The following is an 11,425-nucleotide window of genomic DNA, read 5'->3' on the forward strand; positions in this document are numbered from 1 at the left end:
CTGGGCCGGAAGCGGCCGCTCGTAACCAGCATTTTCCGCAGTGAGTCAATCAACCGTCGATCAATCTCGCGGAACTGGGACAGTCGAACTTCCAATATTCGCGAGAAAAATACCGATATCCCGATTGGACCGCAGACAAACCATGCGGCAAGTGGATGGCGCTGTTGCCACAAGTTGCTGCATCTTTTCTCGCGCTGAATTTTTCGTCCGCCACATGAATCTGAAAAACTCTGGCAGGTTCGCCAGCCGTTCGGGGCAGTTCTCCGGCAAGTCGGGCCGAGACTGACCGCGTTGGAGCAGCGTTCTGCGCAGTACGCGGAAGAATCGAAGCGTCGCCGAACGATCAATCCATATCAAAAGATCTGCACGGGCCACGCGGTTGTCCCAAGTGGCTGAATGGCCACCTTCGAATATCCAACGATCTTGAGTCTCTACAGCGAGACATAGCCGCGTTTTCTCTTCCGGGGTTCGTTCTATCCACCCTGGCTGCCAGTGGATAGTGTCGATATGGACGACCGGCAAGCCCGTGCGCTGACCAAGCTCACGCGCCAAAGTGCTTTTGCCTGATCCAGGTTGACCAACAATCATCACCCGTTGCATCGAAGCTCCTTCTCGCTATGCAAGCTGATCTTTTGGGGCGGCGATTTTATGTCAATGCTTACCTCGGTCAACAACAAATGGTCGGCATGACAGGTAGCTAATGGCCGAAAGTAGCGATTCAAAAAACCGATCGCTGTATGCTTTTGCAACGATAAACCGAAGGATCAGTGACCCCAAAACTGTCATCGAGCGAATACCACTTCTATAGTCCAACAGGTCACCGCAACTTAAGTGACTGGTCATCGCGGGCCAAAAAACTATGGGCATAAACCTCGTCTCTTGGCCGATTCCATTTGGCTGTTTGACGGCGGTAAAGACTTGTCTCTCATGGAGCTTCACCAATGACCCGCACACCTACCTGCAATCCCATCCCGCTCACCCGCAACGACACCGACCATCCCGTCCTTTACCTGGACGCCAACGCCTCGTTGGCTGATCTGTATACCTGCGCTCAACAACGCATCGGCGCAGCCCGCAACCTGCTGGAAATCCTCGACTGCGCTTCTGGTCCGCAGGACCTCTCCCAGATCTGTTTTGCCATCGGCCTGTTGCTCAGTGATGGCTTCGATCTGCTGCGTACCTTGGGTGATAGAACCTTGAGGCTGGCTGATCCGGCGTAACCTCGATTGAGTACTGAGGCAACGAAGAGGCGACGCAATGCGTCGCCTTTTTGCTTGAGCGGGGCGCTTTCCAGCGATCGGCTCTGTGCCCGCTGTCGGCTTACGCTTGCCGGCGTATTTGAAGTCGGAAAAGCTCATCTGGCTCATGGGCGGCTCGGATCATGAAGTCAGGTGTATTTCAGCACATCTGCGTACTTGTTCGGAGAGCCCCTGAAGAGTCAACCCCTCGAGCCTTGGGTGTGAAGAAGTACTGAGTCAGCCACCCCAAAAGCGGGTTCGGGCAAATCATCTAGAACACTAAAACTGTTACACCCAGTAATGCCAGGACATCCACGTACATCTGATGGAGCCGCCCGCGGCGAACCTCTGGGTCGGATCAAGGGGCAGAGCGATACAGTGCTGAGCTTTCTGAATGGAGTCGGCGTCATCGAGGCTTGAGCGCTTGACTGGTTCGGGGTCGGCAAGACGATGGTTTCCTCGAAATCTCGGGGATCTTCGCTATTACTCGCGGTATATCTTAAAATGCCCGGTTGCCGAAGAACCGTCATGACTTTAGCCATGAAGGGCTTCTATCCTTGACATAGAAGTGTGGTTTAGATGAACAAGCCTTTCATTACGCTATGCCCTGAAATAACTCGGGCGCACGCGTTGACGTTGATGGATTGGTTGGAAGATGAGCGAGTGACCTGCTACCTGAGCGATTCGCGTCATGTATCCCGCTCCATTGAGCAAGCCATTGATCGGACGCAGTTGCCGATCCTGACCCATCTATTCAACCAGGGCGGCCGATTTTTCATGGCCTATGACCGGCATGACGTCCCGGTGGGTTTTGTCCGCCTGATCAAGACCGGCTCAAATTGCGAGATAGTCCTGGCCATTGGAGACAGCGACAAATGGGGGCGGAGCCTTGGCGCTCGTACGATTCGCGAAGGCATGAAACTGGCCTTCCTCGACATGCAGGCCGAGAAGCTCATTGCCAAGATTCACCCGGATAACTCGCGGTCGCTGAAAGCCTTTCTGCGTAGCGGTTTTACGCTTGAGAGCCAAACGCTGACTTTGAAGTCATTGTCCATGACGGCGGGACGCTATCTCCAATTCTTGCGCGAAGGAGCCGGTGACGACTCCGCTAGGATCTACATCACTGAAATCGACAAGGCCAGGCTCGAAAGTCTGATCGCGTTCGAGCAAGGCCCGACGATTGTTGAACTCGAACATGAGCTTGAGCGAGCCATTGTCGTCAAGCCGCAGCAGGTGGCGCGCAATGTCATCACGATGAACTCTAGGGCGTTGTTGCAACTGGACGACGAAGAGTTCGAAGCGGCCTTGGTCTACCCTGAAGACGCGGACAGCAGCGCAGGGAAGTATTCCGTATATTCCGATCTGGGCGCCGCCATCCTTGGCTATCAGGAGGGGGATGCCATCGACTGGCGAATTTCTGATCGGACCCGCCGGATTGAGATCAGGAAAGTGCTTTACCAGCCGGAGGCTGCGGGCGACTTCCACCTATGAATTGCGCTCTTTGCTCGATGTTCGTCCATCGGGCACGAGGCTTCCCAAAGGACGGTGTTTCGCTTTCCGTGCCTGAGCGACCTGTTGTATGGCCAAGGGTAGGAGCGGAGCACGTTGCGAAAAGCAGGAGGCGGTAGAACCGACCTCGCCGGCTCCTGCGACCGTTTTGATTCTCTACATCTAAAAACCTTGGGTGATAGAACCTTGGGGCAGGCTGATCCTGCCTCATCCCTGGTTGAGTAAAAAGGCGACGCAATGCGTCGCCTTTTTACTTGTACTCCCATCGTTACCGCTTCCGGCAACGTCATCAGCAACGGCATGGGCGCGGCCCGGGTCAGTGATGTTTGCGGCTGCGGCGCGGTGATGACCACAGGATTCCCTTCTGTTCTGGTCAATGGCCGGGCCCTGGCCCATCTGGGCAGCCTCAGCAGCCACGGCGGCACCATCGTCAGCGGCTCTGGCGATAACTTCGGTAGCTCGCTCTTTGCGTCTGCGGCGGGCAGCGCTGCGATTTGCTTTGGCGTTTTCCAATGGCTGTTGTTTTGGGTTGTGGATTCAATCGGGCGAAGCGATGGATGCTTTGCTGCTCAAACGTATCAGTTCATTGGAGAAGCACAGGCCGAGGCTCCTGCCAGTTGATGAGTCCGCATGACTGACCTGCGGACAGTTCCTCCCGTCGGGGCTGACAGCGGTGTCGCCCCGAAGGGACGTCAGCCGGCCTGGCTCTTGGCAATGCAATGGGCGTTGACGAAGGTTGCAGTGTGCTGCAAAGACTGACGTATATCCGGTTTGGCGATGCCATGCCTGTTGGCAAATTGCTCGACGGCCGCGGTATCAAAGCGAGTGGTCTGGATAAAGTCCAAGGCCTCGGGTTGGGTATTCATCAAGCGCGCGAGGGGAGGAATGCTCAGTAGCCACTTCAGCAATCGGAGCGGGATGTGGTGCTGGGGAGATTTCAACCCCAAAGGTTGTGCCACCTGTCCCAACAGCTCTCGCAAGTTGGGCGTTTGCGCATCCAGCGCCAGCAGTTCCTGGCCCACCATGGCCGGATCAAAAGCACTCGCCGTCATCAGCTCGACCAGGTAATCCACGGTGACCAGTGGCAGCCAGTGCCTGGCGGTACCGGGCACGGCCGTCAGTTTTCCCTGCACCAGGTTGCGTATCAGCGCCACCAGCGGCTGGCCGTCGAGGATATGCCCCGTGCGGCTGTGGCCACACACTGTCGCGGGGTGCACTACGGTCAGTTCCCCGCCCTTGGTGGACATGACCTCCAGGGTCGCAAAATGCGCTTCCAGCTTACTCGCCTCGTAGCCACCGACATGCCGATAGACGGCAGGCCAATCGGTCCGCTGCGGATGGCGAGGATCAATGCCGATGCGTTGCAGGTGTTGATGATTTTTCAGCATGTAGCCGCCGATCATCACTAGCCGGCTGTTTTGCTCAGCCGCCAGCAGCGCCACGCGCTTGGCCCCTGCCACGTTCACCGCACGCGACTGCTCCATTGAAAGACCCCAGGCGAAGTGGGCACCGAGGTGGAATACAGCGTCGGCGTGCCTCAGCACTTCTCGGTCGGCAGGACTCAGCCCGAGGTGGTCCCGTTCCAGATCGCCGGCCACGGCCAATACCCGGGTGCCACACCCGCCCAAATGCTCGACTTGCTCGCGCAGCGCAGCAAGCCGCTCGGGGCGACGCATCAACACCCGAACGGTGTGACCTTTTGCACTCAAGTGTGCCAGCAAATGTTGACCGATGAAGCCGGTACCCCCGGTGACAAAGCACTCCACGCTCATTTCCCTGTTCCTTGTTGAAGGTGAGAAGTCAAGCGTAAACTATCGACCAAACTCTATGGTCAAGCGGTGTTTTCATGAAAATTGGCGAAATCGAGGCCCGTAGCGGCGCCAGCCGCCATACGCTGCGTTACTACGAGCAAATCGGCCTGATCTCATCGCAGCGGCGAACCAACAACTATCGTGTTTACACAGAGCAAACGCTGCAGGACCTGGACTTTATCCAGCGCGCGCAGAGCATGGGGTTTTCCCTGGGGGAAATAGGCGAGATTCTGGATGCGCAACGCAACAAGCTGATCGACTGTGCCGAGGGCGCCAAGCTCATTGAAAAAAAGATGGCCGAAATCAAACAGAAAATCGCCAACTTCCAAGGCATCTATCGGTATCTGGATGAAGAGCGTGCAAAGCTTGAAGCCAGCGCTGCCGAGCAACTTGAGCTGCAGCGGCTGAACAACGCTTCCAACTGAATGCTCAGCAACCAAGGAAGGGAAACGGGCGAGTCCGCAGCCCGCTGTTTGCGGCTGAAGGCCAAACAACCAGCGGCGAGCATGCACTACTCAGGCGCGACAGGGTTTGTTGGCGCCGGCCCCCATTCAATCAATCAGGTGAGTTAATCGCCCAGCACCGGCCGTTGCTTGGAGTCGGCCGCTATCACCACAGAAAAGCACTTTCACATGTCATACCGACTGGCCATTTTCGACTTTGACGGCACGCTCGCTGATTCCTTTCCGTTCTTTGTTTCGGTGTTTAACCAGGTTGCCGACAGGCACGCATTCAGGCGGATTCACCCGCAAGAGTTGGACTGCCTGCGCAAGCAAGGGGCTCGCGAGATCATGGCCCATCTGGGGATGCCCCGCTGGAAGTTGCCCATGGTGGCGCGAACCTTCATGGGCCTGATGAAGCAGCATCAACGCTCGATCCCACTGTTTAACGACATTGCCCAGACCCTGAGTCATCTTGATGAGAAGGGACTGATTCTGGCGGTGGTGTCTTCCAACTCGCGCGAGAACATCACGCATATTCTGGGCGCCAGTTGTCGACATATTCGGGCCTTCGAGTGCGGCGTTTCCATATTCGGCAAGGCGTCTCGCTTGCGCCGGGTCATGCGCAAATTCGATGTGGCGCGAGAACAGGTGATCTACATCGGCGACCAGCCCACGGACGGTGAAGCCGCAGCGACTGCCGGTATCGCCTTTGGCGCGGTCGCCTGGGGCTATGGAGCATACGATGCATTCCACAGTCTTCAGACCCATGAGTGGTTCGCCGATGTGAGCGAGTTGCGGCGGCTAGCGGCAGGTGATGCGCGCCTTGAGTCATCCGCAAGTTTGTAGGCTTGGGCACTGAGGGGCGATTTCAGCCGGCTCCCGCAATCAGCCTCTGGCCCAGAGCAGTGTTTCGCCAAAGTCCGCGAATGATCCAGAGAGTGTAAAGACGCTTGGTCAAGATTGAAGTTTGCGCATCTATGCGAAATCTAAAGATGATCGGCTGCTCAGGCCGATCAGGATGTTGCGTAGAAATGCGATTTTCAGTCCAGCGCTGGGCTCCAATCGTGCTGAAAACCTTTATACACAGCCTCGATCGAAAGCCGCCGCGCACAAATGGATCGCCGTGTGCTTTGAAACGATGAATCGCGCGATCCTTCTACCACCAGTCCGTAACCCAATCCCAGACGCTACTGGCCACATAGGCCGCGCCTGCAACGGCGGCAGCTGTTGCTAGCGCCGGGGCAAGGGCTGTGCCGCCGACGATAGGCAACGTCGGCGGCTGGCTGGAAGGGGTGCGCATCCTTGACCTGACCAATGTGATCGCCGGCCCGCATTCCACATCATTTCTTGGCCGCTTTGGTGCCGAGGTGATCAAGCTTGACCCCGCCACGCCCAACTACGACCCCTGGAATACCGTGGTGTTTGGTATGTCGTCGGCGCGCGGCAAGCAGAGCATCTTGGTTGATTTGAACCAGGCCGATGGCCGTGAAGTGTTCAATACTCTGGTGCGTTCGGTGGATATCATCGTGATGAACGCCCCTGATCGGCAGCTGGCACCGCTGGGCCTTGATGAGGCCAGCCTACAGGCGGTAAACCCAGGGGTGATCTTCTGCCAGCTGGATTGCTTCGGCGGCCCTCGTCGCGGACCGCGTACGGATTACTTGGGGTACGACGACCTGATCCAGGCGACTACCGGCATCATGCTGCGCTTCGGCGGCAGTATGCAGACACCGGAAGAGCATGCTCATGTGGGCACCATCGATGTCATGTGCGGTTTCGCCGCGGCGCTGGGGATTGCTGCGGCGCTCTACCAAAAAGCCGTAACCGGTCAAATCAGTCGGGCGCGCACCTCGTTGGCCTCGTTAGGCAACCTGGTGCAGATCCCGTTCTGCTTCGACTATGCCGGCCGTGCACCTTTTGATGAGCCGTCCGGTCGCGACTCTGTCGGCTACAGCGACCTGTCGCGTTTCTACCGCACCGCAGATGACTGGCTGTATCTGGACAGTCATGAGCTGGAGCTGGAGCGATTGACTCGTGTTGAAGGCCTCGCCGGCCTCGCCGAGGCCAGTGACCACGCCGCGTTCCTCGGTCCTGCACTGCTCACTGCAACCGCCGCTACCTGGCAGAGCCGCTTGCATGCCGCCGGTATCGCCGCTGCAGTGCCAGACAACATCGACAACCTGCGCCGCCGCTACAGCCGTCCTGCAGATGGTCGCCCTGGCACGGACAACGGCAGCTATTCGTTCAGTGTCTATGCCGATCATCCGAGCGGTCACTGCGTCACCCAGCTCGATCCATTTGCCATCCGCCCACGCAGTGCGCCCATCCGCGCGTTGACACCGGCGGAAAAGTTCGGCGCTTCGACGCGCACGGTGCTGCGCGATTTTGGCTACAGCGAAATGCAAATCGACACCCTGATTGCCCGCAAGAGCATCAGCGAAAGCTGGAGTGAGGAGTACCTGCCGAGCTAACCACGAGAACCCAATGAACGCTCAGGAATACGACTGCCCGAAGTGCCTGAGCGTTCTCTCACACGTGATCTAAACGAGAACTGCCATGAACAATAAATATAAAAAATTATGCCCAACGATTCCGCTCCCTCTTTGGCCCCCCCGCGCTGCTGCATCGAGTGCAACCAGGGTTAATCGGTACTTTGCATGTGCGTACTACGGACCTGGCGACCGCTCAGCGGAAGTCACCGTAGCCAGCCTACAAGAGGAGAGTCATCGCGATGAGTAACATACACACCGGCTCAGCCCTCGATGGACGGGTGTTCTGGCCATCGATTGCAGTCATTCTTGGCATCACCATTCCACTGGTCATGTATCCCGAATCCGGGAACCTGATCATCAAACAGTTATTTGGCTTCGCCACCGGCAATTTCGGCTGGTTGTATTTGCTTAGCGGTCTGGGTGCCGTGCTCTTCCTGCTATGGCTCGCTTTGGGTCGCTATGGCAACGTACGCTTGGGCCGCGCGGAAGACGTTCCCGAGTTTTCCTACTTCAGTTGGATTGCGATGATTTTCTGTGGCGGCATCGGTATTGCCATCGCCAACTGGGCCTGGGTTGAGCCGATCTACTACTTCGATGGCCCGCCGCTAGGCTTCGCCGCCAAAAGCAAGGAAGCCGCCGAGTGGGCACTGGCCTATGGGCAGTTCCACTGGGGCCTCACGCCTTGGGCCATTTACTGCCTACCGGCGATTCCGATTGCCTACTCCATGTACGTCCGTCGTCAGCCAGGCGTGCGCCTGTCAGTCGCGGCACGCGGGGTATTGGGCGATAAGGCGGATGGCTGGCTGGCAACCGTGCTCGACACCGTGGTGGTGTGAGCTGCAGCGTGGCATCGAGAACGTCGAATATGCGTGCGGTGCGCCTGAATTGCTTAAGGGCGAGCACAGCAAAAACGTTGGCCCCAATATCGATTCGTGGAGCGAGTTTCAGCCCTTGGGCGTGGTGGCGGGTATCACCCCGTTCAACTTCCCGGCGATGGTGCCGCTGTGGATGTTCCCGATGGCCATCGTCTGCGGCAACTGCTTCATCCTCAAACCGTCCGAACGCGACCCTAGCTCGACACTGTTCATTGCCCAACTGCTGCAGGAAGCAGGGCTCCCGAATGGCGTGATGAACGTGGTTAACGGCGACAAAGTAGCGGTGGATACGCTGCTCAACGATGAGCGTATTCAGGCCGTCAGCTTTGTCGGCTCAACCCCTATTGCCGAGTACATCTACAAAACCGCCAATGCCAACGGCAAGCGCTGCCAGGCCTTGGGAGGGGCGAAGAACCACGCCATCGTGATGCCCGACGCGGATATGGATAACGCCGTGAACCAGCTGCTCGGTGCCGCGTTCGGCTCCTCCGGCGAGCGCTGCATGGCGCTGTCGGTCGCCGTGGCTGTGGGCGATGCCGCCGCCGATGCGTTGGTCGAGAAGATGCAGGCCGCGATGCAATCGCTCAAGGTCGGTGCCTATTCAGAGAAGAGCAACGACTTCGGCCCGGTGATCACCCGAGCACACCAGCAGAAGGTCGTGGGTTATATCGATAGCGCCGAAGCGCAGGGCGCCAAGATCGTGGTCGACGGGCGTAACCCCAAGGTGGCCGGATTTGAGAACGGCTTCTTCGTCGGCGGCACGCTGATCGATAACGTCAGCCCGGAGATGGTCAGCTACAAGGAAGAGATTTTTGGTCCTGTGCTGCAAGTGGTGCGGGTCAACAGCATGCAGGAGGCCATGGACCTGATCGATGCCCACGAATATGGCAACGGCACCTGTATTTTCACCCGCGATGGAGAGGCCGCACGTTACTTCTCCGACAACATCAAGGTCGGCATGGTCGGTATCAACGTGCCTCTGCCGGTGCCAGTGGCCTATCACAGTTTTGGCGGTTGGAAGCGTTCGCTGTTCGGTGACCTGCATGCCTACGGCCCTGACGGCGTGCGCTTTTACACCAAGCGCAAGACCGTCACCCAGCGCTGGCCATCTGCGGGTGTACGCGAAGGTGCTGAGTTTTCAATGCCGACGATGAAGTGAAGAAGGACTGCTGACGTTTAACTAATGGCCTGTCGTACCTCCTTTGCAGGGAGGTACGGCAGACTGAAAATTGCTTAACTACGGCACTGGCTTGTTTGCGCTCAATCGCTACACATGCCAAGTCGGTAGCCTTGAGGTTGTGCTGGAGATGGGTTTGATTGTTTTTTTGTTGAGATTAAATACGATCAGTCTAATATGTCGCCATGACTATTTCTAAGCCACAGGTCCGTCGCGGCCGCCCGCCAAAAATTGCCCGTGAGCACGCTGACACACTAGAGCTGTTGCTTCGTTGTGGTATGGAAGTACTGACCGAGCAAGGTTTTGCTGCTACTGGCATCGACACGGTCCTCAAACGGGTCAGCGTACCCAAGGGCTCGTTCTATCACTACTTTGACAGTAAGGAAGCCTTTGGACAGGCGGTGTTACGTCGTTATGCCGATTACTTTGCCCGCAAACTGGATCGCTGGTTGCTGAATGAGGCGGAACTTCCTCTCCAGCGCTTGCGAAACTTTGTTGAGGACGCCAAGTCGGGCATGACCAGACACAAGTTCCGTCGCGGCTGCCTGGTGGGCAATCTGGGTCAGGAGGTTGTCGTACTGCCCGAGAGTTTTCGCAATGAACTGGAAGGCGTACTGCTCGACTGGCAGGCGCGCCTAACCACTTGCTTGCAGGAAGCGGTCAATCAGGGGCAGATAGGCGAAAACAGTGACTGCGAAGCACTCGCTGGGTTTTTCTGGATCGGCTGGGAGGGTGCCGTGTTGCGTGCCCGTCTGGTGCAGGACGTGCGGCCACTGGATGTATTCACGAATGGTTTTATTGCAGGGATTACACGGTAATCCGTTTTTCTTTGGTTATTTATAGACGATCGGTCTAAATAGGGGGCAACAATGTTCAAGGCAATTCTTGTTGATAAAAATGCGGATGTTTACCAAGCCAGTGTGACTGAGCTGGATGAGGCGCAGCTACCGGAAGGGGACGTCTGCGTCCGTGTGGCCTATAGCACGCTGAACTACAAAGATGGACTGGCCATCAGTGGCAGTAGTCCGGTTGTTCGCCGTTTTCCAATGGTTCCCGGCATTGATTTGGCTGGCACCGTTGAGTCCAGCAACCACTCGGCATACAAACCCGGTGATCGGGTGCTACTCAACGGCTGGGGTGTCGGCGAAGGACATTGGGGGGGGCTGGCACAGAAAGCCAGATTGAATGGCGACTGGTTGATTCCCTTGCCTGAAGGGTTGAGCGAGCGTCAGGCGATGGCGATCGGTACTGCCGGTTATACCGCGATGCTCTGCCTGATGGCGCTGGAGCGCCATGGCCTTACGCCAGAGCGCGGCGAAGTGCTGGTGACAGGCGCCAATGGCGGCGTTGGCAGTTTTGCGATCGCGTTGCTGGCACGCAAAGGCTACTCCGTGGTCGCCGCTACTGGACGATTGGCGCAAGCGGAGTACCTCAAGCGCCTGGGTGCTAGCACCATCATCGATCGTGCCGAACTGTCTAGCCCCGGGCGTGCCTTGGCCAAAGAGCGCTGGGCGGCTGCGATTGACTCTGTCGGTAGCCATACCCTCGCCAACGTGTGTGCCGGCATTCGCGCAGATGGTCTGGTTACTGCGTGCGGTTTGGCGCAAGGCATGGACTTTCCTGCGACGGTAGCGCCGTTCATCCTGCGCGGTATCAGCCTGCTCGGTATCAACAGCGTCACCCGCTCTTACAAAGAGCGGGTCGAAGCCTGGGACCGTCTTTGCAAGGGTCTGGATCTGGCACAGCTGGATGAAATTACCCAGGAGGTCGGTCTGAGTGAGGCCATATTGGCTGCCCATGAATTGCTCGACGGTAAGGTCCGCGGCCGTGTGGTGGTGGACGTGAATAGGTAAGCGCCAGAAATTGACCGGTAGATTGAC

General features: G+C 57.5%; 10 protein-coding genes and 2 pseudogenes. 10 read left to right on the forward strand and 2 right to left on the reverse strand.

Features of this window, described 5'->3' with window-relative positions:
- Window positions 1-60 precede the first annotated feature (60 nt).
- Window positions 61-600, reverse strand: a complete 540-nt coding sequence (locus PLD_RS27685) for an AAA family ATPase (protein WP_159897880.1) — start codon at window positions 598-600, stop codon at window positions 61-63.
- 341 nt (window positions 601-941) lie between these two features.
- On the opposite strand from PLD_RS27685, the gene PLD_RS27690 reads away from it, so the two are divergent.
- From PLD_RS27690 to PLD_RS30870, 3 genes and pseudogenes are all read left to right on the forward strand, one after another.
- A complete protein-coding gene (locus PLD_RS27690) occupies window positions 942-1,220 on the forward strand; it encodes a hypothetical protein (protein WP_159897881.1) in 279 nt (92 codons plus the stop codon).
- Between the two features lie 597 nt (window positions 1,221-1,817).
- Entirely contained in the window at window positions 1,818-2,729 is a 912-nt protein-coding gene (locus PLD_RS27695; protein ID WP_159897882.1) for a bifunctional GNAT family N-acetyltransferase/nucleoside diphosphate kinase regulator, read from the forward strand.
- A 255-nt stretch (window positions 2,730-2,984) separates the two neighbouring features.
- Window positions 2,985-3,248: pseudogene (locus PLD_RS30870) on the forward strand (PAAR domain-containing protein); the annotation flags it as partial.
- A 191-nt stretch (window positions 3,249-3,439) separates the two neighbouring features.
- On the opposite strand, the gene PLD_RS27705 reads toward PLD_RS30870, so the two are convergent.
- Window positions 3,440-4,519 (reverse strand): SDR family oxidoreductase, encoded by a 1,080-nt coding sequence (locus PLD_RS27705; protein ID WP_159897884.1) that lies wholly within the window; start codon window positions 4,517-4,519, stop codon window positions 3,440-3,442.
- A gap of 74 nt (window positions 4,520-4,593) precedes the next feature.
- Here PLD_RS27705 and PLD_RS27710 point away from each other — a divergent pair, with 74 nt between their 5' ends.
- The 7 genes and pseudogenes from PLD_RS27710 to PLD_RS27740 all read left to right on the forward strand — a co-directional run bounded on the left by PLD_RS27710 (window position 4,594) and on the right by PLD_RS27740 (window position 11,398).
- A complete protein-coding gene (locus tag PLD_RS27710) occupies window positions 4,594-4,983 on the forward strand; it encodes a MerR family transcriptional regulator (RefSeq protein ID WP_159897885.1) in 390 nt (129 codons plus the stop codon).
- A gap of 207 nt (window positions 4,984-5,190) precedes the next feature.
- Window positions 5,191-5,847: an HAD hydrolase-like protein gene (locus PLD_RS27715; protein ID WP_159897886.1), complete on the forward strand. Its 657-nt coding sequence runs from the start codon at window positions 5,191-5,193 to the stop codon at window positions 5,845-5,847.
- 404 nt (window positions 5,848-6,251) lie between these two features.
- Window positions 6,252-7,472, forward strand: a complete 1,221-nt coding sequence (locus PLD_RS27720; RefSeq protein WP_218575869.1) for a CoA transferase — start codon at window positions 6,252-6,254, stop codon at window positions 7,470-7,472.
- A 350-nt stretch (window positions 7,473-7,822) separates the two neighbouring features.
- The gene (locus PLD_RS27725) at window positions 7,823-8,329 is read left to right on the forward strand and encodes a BCCT family transporter (RefSeq protein ID WP_256674825.1); all 507 of its coding nucleotides are present in this window, start codon (window positions 7,823-7,825) and stop codon (window positions 8,327-8,329) included.
- A pseudogene (locus PLD_RS27730) lies at window positions 8,328-9,527 on the forward strand (CoA-acylating methylmalonate-semialdehyde dehydrogenase); the annotation flags it as partial. The gene PLD_RS27725 and the pseudogene PLD_RS27730, both read left to right, overlap by 2 nt.
- A 203-nt stretch (window positions 9,528-9,730) precedes the next feature.
- Window positions 9,731-10,363: a TetR/AcrR family transcriptional regulator gene (locus PLD_RS27735; protein WP_178116219.1), complete on the forward strand. Its 633-nt coding sequence runs from the start codon at window positions 9,731-9,733 to the stop codon at window positions 10,361-10,363.
- 51 nt (window positions 10,364-10,414) lie between these two features.
- A complete protein-coding gene (locus PLD_RS27740) occupies window positions 10,415-11,398 on the forward strand; it encodes an MDR family oxidoreductase (protein WP_159897889.1) in 984 nt (327 codons plus the stop codon).
- The last annotated feature ends 27 nt before the right edge of the window (window positions 11,399-11,425 follow it).

It is taken from the genome of Pseudomonas sp. LD120 (assembly GCF_009861525.1).
GTDB lineage: Bacteria > Pseudomonadota > Gammaproteobacteria > Pseudomonadales > Pseudomonadaceae > Aquipseudomonas.